The sequence below is a fragment of the Ruegeria sp. AF8 genome (assembly GCF_056541825.1).
In genome coordinates this window covers 73,755-89,003 of record NZ_JBQFYW010000018.1, presented here as the reverse complement: position 1 = coordinate 89,003, position 15,249 = coordinate 73,755, and the positions used below count along the sequence as shown (strand labels likewise).

Annotated in this window: 16 protein-coding genes; 7 read left to right on the top strand and 9 right to left on the bottom strand. The window is 57.5% G+C overall.

What is annotated here, in order from left to right:
• Positions 1-201 precede the first annotated feature (201 nt).
• Both ACR0AO_RS20825 and ACR0AO_RS20820 read left to right on the top strand, forming a co-directional pair.
• Positions 202-1,236 carry a YeiH family protein gene (locus ACR0AO_RS20825; RefSeq protein WP_480608010.1) on the top strand — a complete coding sequence of 345 codons (1,035 nt, stop codon included), beginning with the start codon at positions 202-204 and terminating at the stop codon, positions 1,234-1,236.
• Between the two features lie 91 nt (positions 1,237-1,327).
• The gene (locus ACR0AO_RS20820; RefSeq protein ID WP_480607998.1) at positions 1,328-1,693 is read left to right on the top strand and encodes a cupin domain-containing protein; all 366 of its coding nucleotides are present in this window, start codon (positions 1,328-1,330) and stop codon (positions 1,691-1,693) included.
• Positions 1,694-2,125: 432 nt separating this feature from the next.
• On the opposite strand, the gene ACR0AO_RS20815 is transcribed toward ACR0AO_RS20820, so the two are convergent.
• The 8 genes from ACR0AO_RS20815 to ACR0AO_RS20780 form a co-directional block, all read right to left on the bottom strand.
• Positions 2,126-3,223 (bottom strand): M56 family metallopeptidase, encoded by a 1,098-nt coding sequence (locus ACR0AO_RS20815; protein ID WP_480607995.1) that lies wholly within the window; start codon positions 3,221-3,223, stop codon positions 2,126-2,128.
• The gene (locus tag ACR0AO_RS20810; protein ID WP_480607993.1) at positions 3,210-3,605 is read right to left on the bottom strand and encodes a BlaI/MecI/CopY family transcriptional regulator; all 396 of its coding nucleotides are present in this window, start codon (positions 3,603-3,605) and stop codon (positions 3,210-3,212) included. Before ACR0AO_RS20810 ends, ACR0AO_RS20815 begins: the two co-directional genes overlap by 14 nt.
• A gap of 64 nt (positions 3,606-3,669) precedes the next feature.
• On the bottom strand, positions 3,670-3,939 hold the full coding sequence (locus ACR0AO_RS20805; protein WP_480608007.1) for a DUF2160 domain-containing protein: 270 nt from the start codon (positions 3,937-3,939) through the stop codon (positions 3,670-3,672).
• A 143-nt stretch (positions 3,940-4,082) separates the two neighbouring features.
• A complete protein-coding gene (locus tag ACR0AO_RS20800) occupies positions 4,083-4,880 on the bottom strand; it encodes a carbohydrate ABC transporter permease (RefSeq protein WP_480607990.1) in 798 nt (265 codons plus the stop codon).
• On the bottom strand, positions 4,877-5,740 hold the full coding sequence (locus ACR0AO_RS20795; RefSeq protein WP_480607988.1) for a carbohydrate ABC transporter permease: 864 nt from the start codon (positions 5,738-5,740) through the stop codon (positions 4,877-4,879). Before ACR0AO_RS20795 ends, ACR0AO_RS20800 begins: the two co-directional genes overlap by 4 nt.
• Complete coding sequence (locus ACR0AO_RS20790; RefSeq protein WP_480607985.1) at positions 5,737-6,813, bottom strand: ABC transporter ATP-binding protein; 1,077 nt, start codon at positions 6,811-6,813, stop codon at positions 5,737-5,739. The genes ACR0AO_RS20795 and ACR0AO_RS20790 overlap by 4 nt, the downstream gene beginning before the upstream one ends.
• A 1-nt stretch (position 6,814) precedes the next feature.
• Complete coding sequence (locus tag ACR0AO_RS20785) at positions 6,815-7,864, bottom strand: ABC transporter ATP-binding protein (RefSeq protein ID WP_480607982.1); 1,050 nt, start codon at positions 7,862-7,864, stop codon at positions 6,815-6,817.
• A gap of 81 nt (positions 7,865-7,945) precedes the next feature.
• On the bottom strand, positions 7,946-9,685 hold the full coding sequence (locus tag ACR0AO_RS20780; protein ID WP_480607979.1) for an ABC transporter substrate-binding protein: 1,740 nt from the start codon (positions 9,683-9,685) through the stop codon (positions 7,946-7,948).
• Positions 9,686-10,261: 576 nt separating this feature from the next.
• On the opposite strand from ACR0AO_RS20780, the gene ACR0AO_RS20775 reads away from it, so the two are divergent.
• The 5 genes from ACR0AO_RS20775 (at position 10,262) to ACR0AO_RS20755 (ending at position 13,475) form a co-directional block, all read left to right on the top strand.
• Complete coding sequence (locus ACR0AO_RS20775; protein WP_480607976.1) at positions 10,262-10,519, top strand: metal-sensing transcriptional repressor; 258 nt, start codon at positions 10,262-10,264, stop codon at positions 10,517-10,519.
• A gap of 4 nt (positions 10,520-10,523) precedes the next feature.
• Positions 10,524-11,861 (top strand): MFS transporter, encoded by a 1,338-nt coding sequence (locus ACR0AO_RS20770; RefSeq protein WP_480607973.1) that lies wholly within the window; start codon positions 10,524-10,526, stop codon positions 11,859-11,861.
• Between the two features lie 337 nt (positions 11,862-12,198).
• Positions 12,199-12,381 (top strand): hypothetical protein, encoded by a 183-nt coding sequence (locus ACR0AO_RS20765; protein WP_480607971.1) that lies wholly within the window; start codon positions 12,199-12,201, stop codon positions 12,379-12,381.
• 206 nt (positions 12,382-12,587) lie between these two features.
• Positions 12,588-12,887, top strand: coding sequence for a HupE/UreJ family protein (locus ACR0AO_RS20760; protein WP_480607968.1), 300 nt, complete (start codon positions 12,588-12,590; stop codon positions 12,885-12,887).
• Between the two features lie 93 nt (positions 12,888-12,980).
• A complete protein-coding gene (locus ACR0AO_RS20755; protein WP_480607965.1) occupies positions 12,981-13,475 on the top strand; it encodes a hypothetical protein in 495 nt (164 codons plus the stop codon).
• Between the two features lie 34 nt (positions 13,476-13,509).
• On the opposite strand, the gene ACR0AO_RS20750 is transcribed toward ACR0AO_RS20755, so the two are convergent.
• Positions 13,510-15,249 carry a tetratricopeptide repeat protein gene (locus ACR0AO_RS20750; protein WP_480607963.1) on the bottom strand — a complete coding sequence of 580 codons (1,740 nt, stop codon included), beginning with the start codon at positions 15,247-15,249 and terminating at the stop codon, positions 13,510-13,512.

Here is a 15,249-nt window from a genome sequence, read left to right as displayed (position 1 = left end):
CAACCAGGAACTGGGCGAACCCTTCCGCCGCGACGCGATGAAAAACCCGGTCCGAGTGGCCGGAATCGACAAGGCAGACATGAAGCCGCAATAACCCAGTTGAAACAAAAATGCAGGCCCGACCGCGGTTAGGTGCGGGCCTGCGCCTTCAAAAACTTAGTATTGGTCGGCGGCAGTCGCCGTTTCCAAAGGTCAAGAGCAATGCAAGCTACAGTCTCTCCTGCCAACACCTTCGCAAGGCTTGGTCTGTTTGCCCGTACGAACGGGCAAGGTTTTCTGGTCTCCGCCGTTGTTGCGGCGGCGGCCCAGTTTCTGTCCGAGCACTACGGTGCCCCTGCGATGTTGATGGCTTTGTTGCTTGGCATCGCTTTCCATTTTCTCGCCGAAGAGGGTCCCTGCAAGCCTGGAATTGAACTGACGGCTCGCTCGGTCCTTCGGCTGGGGGTTGCGTTGTTGGGCGCTCGTATCAGCGTTGAGCTGATGCTTGGGTTGGGGCCGCAGCTGATTGGCATCGTAATTGCCGGTGTCGTGATGACCATTTTCTTTGGACTTGCCGGAGCGTGGCTGCTAGGTCGGGGTTGGCGTTTCGGGCTGCTGACGGGCGGGTCGGTGGCCATCTGTGGCGCCTCGGCGGCAATGGCGATTTCCGCGGTTCTTCCCAAAAATGAACACTCTGAAAGCAACCTGATTTTCACCGTTCTGTCCGTCACGGTGCTGTCCACGATCGCGATGATCATCTATCCGATACTGGTTGAATTCTTTGGTTTCGACTACGAGGTATCGGGTGTCTTCCTGGGTGGAACAATTCACGATGTGGCGCAGGTTGTCGGGGCAGGCTTTTCGGTGTCTGACGAAACCGGCGAAGTCGCCACTCTGGTCAAGCTCATTCGTGTGGCAATGCTGGCGCCGGTTGTACTGGTGATATCCATGCTTGCGCGCCGCCACGTAGCAGAAGGCGAATTAGGCGGAAAACGCCCCCCAATTCTGCCGGCCTTTGTGATTGGTTTTCTTGTTCTGGCCGCGATCAATTCAATCGGTTTGATCCCACAGTTCGTTGTTGATGTTTTGTCGAGTCTGTCTAGGTGGGCTCTTCTAATCTCCATCGCTGCGGTCGGTATGAAAACGTCACTGAAACGAATTCTGGACGTGGGCGGGCAAGCCATTGCCCTGATCGTCGCGGAAACCGTTTTTATCGCATTGTTTGTGATCGGTGGGGTGTACTTTCTGCATATGTGACACGAACACTCGCTTTCTGTTCAGTTCTTGTCCGCCTGACCGCAGGACGTAGGCGAACCCATTGCAATCCAGGAAATCAAGGAGATCAATCGTGAGCACGCAGGTAATCAACTTGTTCGACGAGCCGCCGGTTCGTCGCGAGAGGCGTCTTGCGGATTTGCCTGACCGAGTGGTTGAGGGTGATCCGCATCACAAGATTGGAATGCAATTCACCAGTCCTGATGGTGAACTTTCAGTTGGAACATGGACTTCAACTCCGGGAAAATGGCATGCGTTCGCGGATAAAGACGAGTATTGCTATATCATCAGCGGGCATTGCGCGTTGATCCATGAAGACGGAACAAGGTTGGAATTTCGATCTGGTGACAGCTTCTTCATACCGAACGGGTTTCGAGGTTTCTGGGAAGTTTTGGAGACAACGACGAAGCACTTTGTGATACGCGAGTGTTCGGAGTGACGGATGTCTTCGGATGTAAGCGGGGCATTTCAGCGAGGCACCCGGTGTTTCTTTGATAGCTTTGCCCTGAGAGCGTCGTGGGGCATTTTGCTGCCAAGCACTCGATGTGGTCGGGCCAGTGTCGAAAACGCTCCCATTTCCGGCTTGGGCATCGGAGTCATCTTTGTAGCAAAATTTTCCCGAAAGCGCACAACGGGCTGAACACATGTTGCAAGCAATAAAAAAAATGGGTGCGGCTCGACTTACTGAATTCAGAAAGCTGGCCGGGCCAACTGTCACAACGATAGGCCGCGCCTCTAAACTGGCCATCCTGCGGACCACAGGACGACGATCCAGCCTTTGGTCGGATTGGCTTTTAGTTATCTGACAACGCCGAGCAAAATCGAGTTCATTCGCTATTCACACGCGGCGGCTGAAAATCGTCACCGGATGTTAGTTTCCCTGATTGCGGGCTTCCAATCGTTCAAGATTTACGACCGTGGACAACATCAGGCGATCATGGCTCCAATCCTGAGTCTGCCGGACCGATGCCGATCCGATGCCAAGAATTGTGGCAAAAATCAGCGTCAGTCCCAGATACGCAATCGGCAACGGTGTTGTTGCGGCAGGGGTCTCGATCAGTGCTATCACACGTTGGCGCAGCACATGTTTCGCCTTGCCGCCATTGACCAATGCCACGTTTAGAACACGTGGCCGGCCCGTTGCGACGGTGCGGGTACAATAATCCAGCAGGCAGGTTGTATAGTCTTTCGCATCAATCCCCTTGCGGGCAACAACCGACTGATCGCAGGCCAGTTCGCGCAACCGGTCAAACTGATACCTGAACATCAGATATGCGGGGTTCCAGAACAACAGTGGACGTGCAAGCTCAAATCCCAGTTCCCATTCCACATCCCGGGCGCGAATATGTTGGAATTCATGCACCAGCGCGAACCGAAACTCGCGCGGAGTGCTCAACAGATGACTTGGCAATACAACGTGGCGGCGGCGCAGGCCACGCACAGCAAAGGGTATGGTTATTTGGTCCGACAGACGAATGTCCACTTTGGGTGAGCGTCGCCAAAGGAAGCTGGCTTTTACTGTCCGCCGAATAGCCCAGGCATCGCGTATCGTTCGGAGTGTGAACAAAGCAGAGATCATCGCCAGAACAATCAGCGCGACAGTCAGCCCGGCATGGTCGCCGGACAGAAGGTGATCGAGCCAACGCTCTCGCGTGTTCAGAATGTATTCGAATTGTGTGGCAGGCATGGCGATATCACCGCGCAGGTAAGCTGCAACCGCAATGTCACCCAGTGCCACCGCGCGCCCCGGCCAAGCCAGACTGGTCAACGCTGACACGCCCAGTGCCAGCAATGGGTTCAGCACTATGCAGATACAAAGCATTTTAAGCGTGCGCAGTTGCGCGACAAATCCGTATCGCATCGACGTGCGGGCCAGTGCAGCACGGGCAGCCAGCCAGATAAGGGCCGACAGACAAAGCACGATATTTAGCTCGAGATACGCATCGAGAACCGGTTTAACCGCTGTCATTTTGCAACCTCTTCTCTACCAGCGCCCGAATTTCCTCAAGATCGGCCTCACTCAGCCCTGCATCGTCTACAAGGCGCGCCACCAATGTGGCGGGAGTGTCGTCAAACAATGTGCGGGACAGATTCTGAAGCGATCGTGCCTGATACCTGTCTTTTTCCAGAAGCGGCCTGTAGATCAGCGTCTTGCCGTTCTTACGGCTTTCGACAAAGCCTTTTTCATCGAGAATACGCAGAATGGTTGCGCCGGATGTATAGGCCAGATTGCGTTCTGATGGCAGGCGATCAAGTACATCACGCACCGAACCCTGTCCAAGGGCCCAAAGCTCGTTCATGAACTCCAGCTCCACTTCGGTCATCAGATTTGCTGTCTTTTTCTTACGCATTGGTTTTAGTATCGCGTTCCTAGTGTGCCCTCTAGACAAACATCCTTTCTTCGCCTCGCAAAGCTTAAACTTTCCAGAACACAAAAACGCCCCAGCCAATAGACAGAAAAAGCGGTGTCCAGACCGGTTGTCCAACCAAGCCGAGCCAGGCCAGAAAGATGTAGACGGATCCCAACAACGTAATGAAAAGCCGGTCGCCCAGGGTGGTGGTCAGGCCCAGCACGCCACGCCGTTCGATTCCATCGCGAAACCTAGCGACTTCCAATAGGCCGATCAGGGCGATGGCCGAGAAGATGCCGATGAACACGGCCAGCGTTGCCGGTGTCCACGCCATCCAGAATTCCGGCCACAGGGGATCGGTCCACGAGAACCCTTTCTCCTCTTGCTGGCCGACATTGCCCCATCCCGCCTGCGCCTGAGCAAAGGCCGTTGTCGGCAGGAAGGGAAGGGTGAGAAGGAATTTGCGCATTTCGAACCTCACACACGCCCCATCGCGAAACCACGTGCAATGTAGTTGCGGACAAACCAGATGACGATGGCGCCGGGGATGATGGTCAGTGTCCCCGCCGCGGCCAGCAGGCCCAGTTCGTATCCGGCGCTGGACGCAGTTCGGGTCATTACGGCGGCGATGGGTTTGGCCTCGACTGCTGTCAGGGTCTTTGCCAACAGCATCTCCACCCACGAAAACATGAAACAGAAGAAGGCCGCGACGCCAACGCCTGCCTTGATGTTGGGTAGGAAGATCGTCACGAAGAACCGAGGGAAGGAATAGCCGTCGACATAGGCCGTTTCGTCCAGCTCCTTCGGAATACCGCGCATGAAGCCTTCAAGAATCCACACCGCCAGAGGAACGTTGAACAGTGTGTGTGCCAGCGCCACTGCCAGATGCGTATCGAACAGGCCAATGGACGAATAGAGCTGGAAGAACGGCAGTGCGAAAACCGCAGCGGGAGCCATCCGGTTGGTCAGCAGCCAGAAGAACAGTTGTTTGTCGCCCAGGAACCGATAGCGCGAAAACGCATAGGCAGCAGGCAGGGCGACACAGACTGAAAGCACCGTGTTCAGTGTCACATAGGTGATCGAGTTGATGTACCCCCAATACCATGTCGGGTCGGTGAAGATGGTGATGTAATTCTCCAGCGTAAATGTCTGGGGAAACAGGGAAAACCCTGAAAGGATCTCGTTCGTGGTCTTGAAGGACATCGCCACCAGCCAATAGATCGGCAGCATCAGGAACGCGATATATAGGATCGGGATGAGGGACCGCTTCTTCATTGCGCGTCATCCTTTGTCATCAGAGTATAGAAGACCCAGCTGACCAACAGTGTGATGGCGAAATAGATCAGGCTCATCGCCGCTGCGGGGCCAAGATCAAACTGCCCCAGTGCGATCTTCACCAGATCGATCGACAGCAGGGTGGTCGAGTTGCCGGGTCCGCCGCCGGTCAGAACGAAGGGCTCGGTATAGATGTTAAAACTGTCCATGAAGCGCAGCAGAACTGCGATGGTCAGAACGGTTTTCATCTTGGGCAGCTGGATATAGCGGAACACCGACCACGGACTGGCGCCATCGATCTTGGCCGCCTGATAATAGGCGTCGGGGATCGATACCAGACCGGCATAGCACAGCAGAACGACCAGAGAGGTCCAGTGCCAGACATCCATGATGATCACGGTGATCCAGGCCGACAACGGCTGTTGCGTCATGTCATAGTTGATGCCCAGAACGTCATTCAGGAAATACCCCAGCAGCCCGATCCTGGGCAGGGTAAAGATGTTCCACATCGACCCAACCACGTTCCACGGGATCAGCATCGGCAAGGCCATCAGCACCAGACAGACTGGCACCCAGAATCCTTTGCGCGGCATTGACAGGGCCACGATGATGCCAAGCGGCACCTCGATGATCAGTATCATTGCCGTGAACAGGAATTGCCTCCCCAGCGCGGCCTGAAACCGGTCAGAGCGCAGGATCTGTTCGAACCAGCCCAGTCCCTCCCAGAAGAACTGGTTGTTGCCGAACGTTTCCTGCACCGAGTAGTTGACGACCGTCATCATCGGTATCAGCGCGTTGAAGGCGACCAGAGCCAGAACCGGCAGGACAAAGAACCAAGCTTTCTGGTTTTCCGTTCTCATCTGCCCCGTTCCTCGGTTGCGATCCATCCGTCGCGATAGACGCGCGATTGTTCTGGTTTGAATTGCAGGAAAACCTGCGAGCCGGGCTCGGGCACGCTGTGTCCGGTTACGGCCTTGAGGGCGGTGTTGCCGACCATCGCGCTGACCACGTAGTGACGGCCAATATCCGCCACTTTGGTCACATGTGCAGGGATTCCGGTATCGCCAAACGCCACATATTCGGGACGAATACCCAAATCAGTGCGTCCACCGCTGCCGCTAACCGGACCTTCAAGCGCCACTTGGTGCCCCTCGAAGGTTGCGAAGTCCCCCTGGGCTTCGCAGGGGAGGACATTCATTCCGGGCGAGCCGATGAAATGTCCCACGAACGTGTGCTGAGGACGTTCGAACAGATCTACCGGTGTGCCGATCTGGACCACTTCGCCTTCTTGCATCACCACGACCTCGTCAGCGAAAGTCAGTGCTTCGGTCTGGTCGTGGGTCACGTAGATCATCGTGGCTTTGACACGCTGATGCAGTTCTTTCAGCTTCGAGCGCAGCTTCCATTTCAGATGCGGGTCGATCACCGTCAACGGTTCATCGAACATCACCGCGTTCACGTCGTCCCGCACAAGGCCGCGACCCATCGAGATTTTCTGTTTGTTGTCCGGGCTGAGGCCCGAGGCGCGGGTACTCAGCATGTCCGTAACGTCCAGCATCTCGGCGATTTCATCTACGCGACGTTTGATCGTTGCCGCATCGACACCGCGATTTTTGAGGGGAAATGCCAGGTTCTCGCCCACGGTCATCGTGTCGTAGATCACCGGGAACTGAAAAACCTGCGCAATGTTGCGCTGATCGGGGGGCAGGGCAGTCACGTCGCGATCATCAAACAGGATCTGGCCCTCGGATGGGGTCAACAGCCCCGAGATGATATTGAGCAGCGTGGACTTGCCGCAACCGGACGGGCCGAGCAACGCATAAGCCCCGCCATCGCGCCAGGTTACGTCGATTTCCTTCAGCGCATAATCTTCAGGGCCTTTCGGTGACACCATGTAACTGTGTCGGAGGTTCGAAAGCTTGATCTTTGCCATGTCAGGCCACCCTTTTGCCGTCTTGGCCGAAATACCGGCAATGGGCCGGATTCATGTAGAAACTGTGATCCTGACCCACCTGATACGGGTGCACGCCCACAGCCAGAGACACCCAGGCATCTTCCCCGTGCTGGAAATGCGCGCTGGAATCCGAACCGGACAATTCGGTGACGATCACACGTCCAGTCAGTTCCACGTCGGCGTCTGACGAACGGTACGGAGTCACCCGGTGCGGACGGACGGCGACCATGTAATTTCCATCGGCCATGCCCGGAACGGTCCAGCCACCACCGCCGGCCAGCTGCGCCTGAGCACCAGAAACGATGATCCGCGCAACATTGATCGGCGGGTCTGAAAACACTCGCGCTGCTGCGATGTTTTCGGGGTTGCGATAAATATCAGCGGTCGGACCGAACTGCGTGACGCGGCCGTCTTCCATAAGCGCGGTGTAACCGCCCAACAGCAGCGCCTCTTCTGGTTCCGACGTGGCATAGACCACGACAGCGCCACGCCCCGCAAAAAGGTCGGGCAACTGCTCGCGCAATTCTTCGCGCAGCTTGTAATCGAGGTTGGCCAGCGGTTCATCGAGGAACACGGCCCGGCTTTCTTTCGCGATGGCGCGAGCCAGCGCGGTACGTTGTTGTTGTCCGCCCGACAGCTCATGCGGGCGGCGGTTCAACATCGGGCGTAGTTGCAAGAGGTCGGCGGCATCTTCCACGCGACCTTCGATCTCGGATTTCGTCATGCCTGCCACGCGCAACGGCGAGGCGATGTTGTCGAAAACAGTCATATGCGGATAGTTAACAAAGAACTGGTGCACGAGGCTGATCTGACGCTTTTGCGTGTTCAGCCGGGTCACGTCCTGCCCGTCCATCAGAACTTTGCCCGAGGCGATCGGGTCCAGCCCGGCCATCATCTTGATCAAGGAAGTCTTGCCCGAACCGGTCGCGCCCAGCAATACATTGAAATGGCCCGTTTGTAGCGTCAGGTTCGTGGGCTTGATGTGGATGACGTTGCCGACCCGTTTGGTCGCGTCTTGTAGTTCGATCATGTCCGCGGGTTCCGGTTCTTCAGTGCACTGCACCGGTCTTCGAGTGGGGATGCCTGAACGGCATCCCCGGTACTCTGGAGCTTATTGGGACTGCCACCGCTGAACCAGTTCGTCATAGTTGACGGTCTGACCCTGCGGCTTTTCGTTCTCCAGCTTGGCCTTTGGCGAACCCTCTTTTGCCAGCCAGACGGACGGATCCTGCGGCTCGTTCAGGCGCGGGCCGCAGCCCCCGTAGACACCGGCGCTTTCATCCGCGGCCTGCATGCGGGCCATGGTGATGTCCATCTCTTCGGCCAGACGGTCCATCGCCTCTTGCGGAGTGAAGGCGCCCGAGTTCACGTCACCGATCTGTTGCCACCAGATCTGGGCCAGCTTCGGATAGTCCGGCACGTTGATCCCGGTCGGTGACCATGCCACACGGTCAGGCGAGCGGTAGAACTCGACCAAACCACCCAGCTTGGGTGCGCGTTCGGTGAATGACTCGTGGTTGACCGAGCTGTCGCGGATGAAGGTCAGGCCCACATGGGATTTCTTCACGTCAACAGTCTTGGACGTCACGAACTGAGCATAGAGCCACGCCGCCTGAGCACGATCCGCAGGGGTCGATTTCAGGAAAGTCCAGGACCCCACGTCCTGATACCCGACTTTCTGGCCTTCTTCCCAGTAGGGGCCGTGCGGACTGGGCGCCATCCGCCACAGCGGCGTGCCCTCGTCATCCACCGTGTTGTTGCCTTCGGACTTCGGCTTGACCATGTCGGCGGTAAAGGCGGTGTACCAGAAGATCTGCTGGGCCACATTGCCTTGGCTGAGCGCGGGCAGCGATTGGTAGAAGTCATAAGACGCCGCACCCGGAGGGGCATAGGCTCGCAGCCATTCATCCCATTTGCGGATCGCATAGACCGCAGCCGGACCGTTTGCAGCACCACCGCGCGACACCGAAGCGCCGACCGGGTTGCAGGTGCCCGCTTCCATGCGGATGCCCCATTCGTCGACCGGAACGCCGTTCGGCTCGCCCACGTCACCGGCACCGGCCATCGACAGCCACGCGTCAGTCATACGCCAGCCAAGATCAGGCGCGCGCTTGCCGTAATCCATGTGACCATAGATCGTGGTGCCATCGACTTCTTTCACATCATTGGTGAAGAACTCGGCAATGTCCTCATACGCCGACCAGTTGACTGGGACGCCCAGATCATAGCCGTACTTCTCTTTGAACGCGGCCTTGTTCGCCTCGTCATCGAACCAGTCCTTGCGGAACCAGTAGAGGTTCGCGAATTGCTGATCGGGCAGCTGATACAGCTTGCCGTCCGGGCCGGTGGTGAACTGGATACCCATGAAGTCATCCAGATCCAGCGTCGGAGACGTGGTCGCCGCCCAATCGCCGCCCATCATGTCGGTCAGCGGATAGGCCAGCTGCAGGCGCGAATGGGTGCCGATCAGGTCACTGTCGTTGACGTAGCCATCGTACAGGTTCCGACCTGTCTGCAACTGGGTCTGAACCGCCTGAACCACTTCGCCTTCGCCGAGGATCTGGTGGTTGACCTTGATGCCTGTGATTTCCTCGAACGCCTTGGTCAGAACCTCGGATTCGTAGGAATGTGTCGGGATACCTTCAGACAAGACGTTGATTTCCATGCCGGCGTAAGGCTGTGCAGCTTCGATGAACCACTGCATTTCCGCCATCTGTTCGTCTTTCGACAGGGTCGATGGCTGGAACTCGTCGTCAATCCAGCGTTGCGCCGCAGCTTCGTCGGCCCGAACGGGACCGTGCCCCGCAATGACGGCAGCCGCCGCCACTGCGAAAAATAGATGTCTCCGCATCTGTCTCCTCCCAGAAATTTTGTGCTTACCCGGGGCTAACCGGATGGCGATCAGCATCTGCGATTTTTTGCACACCTGTCAAACTAAAAAATTAGTAATTGGCAGATGACGTGCCTAAGTCAATAAAACTTAACATTTTTCAAGTCCTGTTGGGTGCGCAGGGATAGGGCAAAAATCTTCAGCAGGACCAGCTTTGGAGCTATGAACTCAATGGCGGTGGATCAAGGTAACCGACAGGGCTGCCGATCAGTTCTTCGGCAACTCGGTGATTTTGCGCTTTGCGTACACGGCGGTGATGTTGAAGCGACCGCAAAGGGATTGAGAGCTCACGTCACGATGCGCGGCGAGCAGTTTCACCACATGATTGCGTCGCTCGAGGACACGGATGATTAGATCTTCCCACGCGCCGGTCGGGTTTGGTACCGGCGCAATCCGGCAACACCGCCAATGCGGCGACCCTCGGATTGTCGTCTCTGACCACGCGCATGTTTGAGGCAGCTCGCCGTGGGTCAACCCGTTCCCAGCAGGAGTACGGTGATTGACAAAATCCTGTAGGGGAGGATAGGGATGCATGGCATGAAACGCACTCATGCAACCCACCCGACCATCATTGCGCGGCTCAGGCGTGCCGAAGGGCATCTGGCAAAAGTGATCTCGATGCTGGAACAGCAGCAGCCCTGCGCCGACATCGCACAACAACTGTATGCGGTCGAAAAGGCGATAGGCAACGCCAAACGCGTACTCATTCATGATCATATCGATCATTGCCTCGCGGATGGCAGCAACCCCGGACAAGCTGCCGCAGATTTGAAAACGATCAGCAAATACCTGTGAACCGATGCTTTCCGTTCTGGCAAACCGCACCTATCGGCATCTGTTCTTCGCTCAGATCGTCGCCCTGTCGGGCACCGGGCTGGCGACCGTTGCCCTTGGGTTGCTGGCCTTCCAGCTGGCCGAAGACTCAGCCGGGCTGGTGCTGGGCACCGCGCTGACCATCAAGATGATCGCCTATGTCACCGTGGCACCGATTGCGGCGGCATTCACGGAACGGGTCGACCGGCGCCGGATGCTGGTGGCGCTTGATCTTGTCCGGGCGGCGGTGGCGGTGGCCTTGCCCTTCGTGGCCGAGGTCTGGCAGGTCTATGTGCTGATTTTCGTGCTGCAATCAGCTTCGGCGGGGTTCACCCCGACCTTTCAGGCCACCATCCCTGACGTGCTGCCGGACGAGGAAGACTACACAAAAGCGCTCGCGCTGTCGCGGCTTGCCTTCGACATGGAAAGCCTGCTTAGTCCGATGCTGGCGGCCCTGCTGCTGACGGTGATGAGCTTTGATAACCTGTTCTGGGGAACCGGCCTAGGCTTTGTGGCCTCGGCGGTTCTGGTGGTGTCGGTGTTGCTGCCCTCGCCGAAACCTTCGAAACCGCGCGGGATTTACGATCGCACCACGCGGGGGATGCGGCTGTATCTGAAAACTCCGCGGCTGCGGGGTTTGCTGGCGCTGAACTGGGTGATTTCGGCGACCGGGGCGATGGTCATCGTCAATACCGTGGTCATCGTGCGCGGCGATATGGGGCTGTCCGAAAGCGCGGTCGCGCTGGTGCTGGCTGCCTTCGGGGCAGGGTCGATGGCGATGGCGATGGCGATGCCGCGTCTGCTGTCCACATATGCGGACCGCAGGGTCATGCTGGCGGGGGCGGTATTGAACATCTCGGCGCTGGCAGTGCTGGCCGTGGTCGCGTTTGCCGTATCGCTGAGCTTTGTTGGCATGATGATCGGATGGTTCTTTATCGGCGCGGGGTATTCGGCCTTGCTGACGCCATCGGGCCGGTTGCTGACCCGCTCGGCGCATCCCGAAGACCGGCCTGCCATTTTCGCCGCCCAATTCACGTTGTCTCACGCCTGCTGGCTGGTGTTCTACCCGCTTGCGGGCTGGCTGATCACTGCAGCAGGAACGGTTGCCGCGATGGCCTGGCTGGCTGCTCTGGCCGTTCTCGGCCTGGTCACTGCCATTCGTTTGTGGCCGGTCAATGATGGCCTGCCTGTTGTCCATGAACACCCTGATCTGACCCCGGATCATCCGCATCTGCAAGGTGGTTCACCGCACGAGCACACTATCATCATTGATGATCTGCATCCGCATGCAATCAACCCGGAGCAGGTCACCAGAAAGCCGTGAAAACGCAAGCCAGGCCACAAATGCTGGATCGTTGTGTGTTCATATTTCCGTTGAGCATGAAAGTTGTACGTCACAGTTAATCGGAACTCGTGGAACAGGACAGTGTTATCAGCCAAAAAAGCCACTCTGTGCGGTCGTAGTAGCCGATTGGCATGATCCGGCGGAGTTTCAGGTCGGGGGTTGGGCGGAAATGCAAAAAAATTAGGCAGTGGGACCAGCGCAGAACAGGACAGACGGACAAAACCGTTTTTGGCAGGGCAGATGATGCAGGCTGCGTCGAGCTAGACGACTGATCAGATGGGGCAGGCGCGCGTTTGTCGCCGCGCTGTGCTGGTGCGTGCTGTTCTGGGCGCTGGCCCCGGCCTTTACCCATTCCTCCGGCTATCTGCTTGACCCCTCCGAGCGCGTTCAGGCACGGGCAGAACATGGGCATTCCCATGGCGACGATCTGGACGAATACTGGACCCGCATGGGCACAGTCACGATGTGGCCGATCACGATCATAGCGTGGCCATCCTGATCCGGACCGCTGAGGCGCACCCGATCACCGTGTTCCGCTTGCCCCATGCGCTGGAGCCGTTTCAAATTACGCCCGGTTTGTTTTACCGGCTCGATCGACCTCCGCGCGCGTGATCCTGCCCGGCGCTGCCGGAACATATGATCGCTTAGACTGATAGCGGAGATATTCTCATGCAAACCCACCAAAGGGGTCGGGGCAGGGAGGCAATGCGCCAGTATCTTTCACTGGCGACGCTTATCTACGGCTTTTTCCACGACCTCGGCCTGGCGACCAAAATCCCTGACTATGACATCCCGCAGGACGGGCTGCTGCCCAATCTGCTGGCCTTCAATGTCGGGGTCGAGATCGGCCAGATGGTGGCGCTCGCCATGATCCTGATCGTCTTGGGCTTTTGGAGGAAATCCAAACTCTTCTGGCAACAGGCCTACACCGCCAACATGGTGATGATGTCAGCCGGTTTCATCCTGATCGGATATCAGCTGACCGGCCTGTTCACCGCAACTTGAATTCACCGAGATACCAATGTACAATTCTGAAAAACCCGCCCCCGAAGTGCTGCCAGCACCGCGCAGCTGATCCGCTCGACCATCATCGCCGCCGTGGCCGCAGTGATCATTCTGGTCACCGTCTTCCTGCTCGCCGAATACGGCATCGACCCCACCCGGATCAGCCGGTTTCTGGGTCTGACCGAGATGGGAGAGATCAAGTCGGAACTGGCCAAAGAGGCCGCCCGCGACGCGCAGTCCGCGGTCGAGGATCAATCCAGCCTGCTGCAGGAGATTCTGGGCGCCTTCGTCGGCGCAACCAACGCGCAGGAAAGCGCCGAGCTCTGGGCGGACGAGCTCTCGTTCACTCTGACGCCCGGCGAAGGAATCGAGTGGAAGCTGATCATGGATGAAGGCGACGTGACTGAAAATGAATGGATTGCCCAGGGCGGCAGTATCAATTTCAATCTTCACGGCGACAATGCCGATCAGTCGATCAGTTATGAAAAGGGCCGTGGCAAGACCGGTGACCGGGGCATTCCTTTTCGGCACTTTTTCAGGTCATTCAGCGGACGTCGTGAAGGTAGCCGGAGCACGATTATCACATGAAAGCCCGAGTTCGCCGAATTGATCAGCCACTGCCCTAGTTCTCGGGCATACCGGCGCAGCGCAGACCTTCGATGTAATTGTCGGCGTCTTCCTCGAACGCAAAAGGAACACCCGCCCGCGTCTGAGAAAGCGAGACGTTGGGCGCGAGTTTTTGCAGCGCAGCCAGTTCGGCATGAGCGTCGTCAATACGACCAAGAAGTCCAAGGCAGGCCGCCTTTATCCTGTGCGGTGTCGGATGCCGCGGAAATTCCTGATGCGCCTGATCCGCACTTTCAATAGCGGCTTCCAGATTGCCGCGGAAAAAATCTGCGAACCCGACATGGCAGATGCTGAAACAGGTCCAGTGATCCCGAGGTCCCAGGCGTATCGCTTGCCTGAGCAGTTCGACGCCTTCCTCAAGTTCGTGATTGTAGACAAGCGTCATGCCCAGGCCGTTCATGTTGCTTACCGAATTCGGGTTGAGATCAAGCGCGCGGCGGTAAAGTGAAATTGCCTCGGAATGGTTCTTGGCAACGAGCGAGCACATGCCAAGCGCGCCAAGCGCATCTTCGTTTTTCCGGTCCAAAGCAATCGCGCTCCGGGCGGCCGCGCCTGCCAGAGCAACAGACTCTTTCGGCGCGCGATTCCATGCGTAAATTGTCTCCATGGCGTGGATATTTGAAACAATTGCATGGCTTTGCGAATTGTCCGGGTCCGATTTCAATGCCTCGGTGGCAAAACTCAGCCCGCGCAGCATGCTGTCCGGCGAAAAGGCGGCCAGTTCCGCAAGTGCACGTGCGTTGAGCATCCAGGTCGACAGATTCTCGGTATTTCGGCGGTTCGCGTTTTCCACCTCTGCGGCAGAGACTTCCGGCAAAATCGCTGCGGCAATGTTGGCCGTCAGCTGGTCCTGAAAATCGAATACATCCTCGTTGTTCCCGTCGAATTTCTCGGCCCAGATATGCCTGTCATTTACGGCATCTATCAACTGAGCCGTCACGCGCAGACGCCGTCCGGCCGTGCGAACGGAACCTTCCAGAACGTACCGCACGCCAAGCGCGCGTGAGACTTCGCGAACGTCCACACTTTTGGCTTTGAAAGTAAAGGCCGTATTGCGGGCAATCACGAATAGCTGCCTGAAACGGCTAAGTGCGGTGGTCAGGTCTTCAACCAATCCGTCGCAGAAGAACTCCTGATCCTGGTCCGGAGACATGTTGTCGAACGGCAAGACAATTATCGAAGGTTTTTCCGGCAACTCATAGGTCATCGGCGCCTCGGTGGCGCCAGCGACCTCAACCCTCCACGCGTCAATGGTATCGGGAATGTTCTTGACCCTTTGCGGTCCCATCGGCGTCAACCTCGCGGTCACCTTGCCGCGCAGCTGGTCATGGACCGACCGGCTTATCACCGCGCCGCCAGGAGCGGCCAGTTGCTCCAACCTCGCCGCGACATTGACACCATCGCCCAGTATATCCCCGGCGTCCTCTACGATGTCTCCCAGGTTGATTCCGACTCTGAACCGCAATCTTTGATCTTCCGGCCCGACTTCTCGCGCCGCAATTGCGGTCTGAATGTCGATCACGCAGCGAACTGCTGCCACCGGAGAGGGAAACTCGGCCAACAGGCCGTCGCCCATGGTTTTGATTATCTTTCCGCCGTCCTTTTCTACCAGCGGCTCAACAACTTCGAACCGTACTGCCCGTAGGCGGCGAATAACGCTTTCCTCATCCACCGCCATCAGGCGCGAGTACCCGGCCAGGTCGGCGGCTACGATAGTGGTAAGACGTCTATCCAT

Excerpts from the sequence above, each read along its gene's own strand:
- ACR0AO_RS20825 (WP_480608010.1), top strand. The coding sequence starts at position 202 with ATGCAAGCTACAGTCTCTCCTGCCAACACCTTCGCAAGGCTTGGTCTG.
- ACR0AO_RS20815 (WP_480607995.1), bottom strand. The coding sequence starts at position 3,223 with ATGACAGCGGTTAAACCGGTTCTCGATGCGTATCTCGAGCTAAATATC.
- ACR0AO_RS20810 (WP_480607993.1), bottom strand. The coding sequence starts at position 3,605 with ATGCGTAAGAAAAAGACAGCAAATCTGATGACCGAAGTGGAGCTGGAG.
- ACR0AO_RS20805 (WP_480608007.1), bottom strand. The coding sequence starts at position 3,939 with ATGGCGTGGACACCGGCAACGCTGGCCGTGTTCATCGGCATCTTCTCG.
- ACR0AO_RS20800 (WP_480607990.1), bottom strand. The coding sequence starts at position 4,880 with ATGAAGAAGCGGTCCCTCATCCCGATCCTATATATCGCGTTCCTGATG.
- ACR0AO_RS20795 (WP_480607988.1), bottom strand. The coding sequence starts at position 5,740 with ATGAGAACGGAAAACCAGAAAGCTTGGTTCTTTGTCCTGCCGGTTCTG.
- ACR0AO_RS20790 (WP_480607985.1), bottom strand. The coding sequence starts at position 6,813 with ATGGCAAAGATCAAGCTTTCGAACCTCCGACACAGTTACATGGTGTCA.
- ACR0AO_RS20785 (WP_480607982.1), bottom strand. The coding sequence starts at position 7,864 with ATGATCGAACTACAAGACGCGACCAAACGGGTCGGCAACGTCATCCAC.
- ACR0AO_RS20780 (WP_480607979.1), bottom strand. The coding sequence starts at position 9,685 with ATGCGGAGACATCTATTTTTCGCAGTGGCGGCGGCTGCCGTCATTGCG.
- ACR0AO_RS20775 (WP_480607976.1), top strand. The coding sequence starts at position 10,262 with ATGAAACGCACTCATGCAACCCACCCGACCATCATTGCGCGGCTCAGG.
- ACR0AO_RS20770 (WP_480607973.1), top strand. The coding sequence starts at position 10,524 with ATGCTTTCCGTTCTGGCAAACCGCACCTATCGGCATCTGTTCTTCGCT.
- ACR0AO_RS20760 (WP_480607968.1), top strand. The coding sequence starts at position 12,588 with ATGCGCCAGTATCTTTCACTGGCGACGCTTATCTACGGCTTTTTCCAC.
- ACR0AO_RS20750 (WP_480607963.1), bottom strand. The coding sequence starts at position 15,249 with ATGGATAGACGTCTTACCACTATCGTAGCCGCCGACCTGGCCGGGTAC.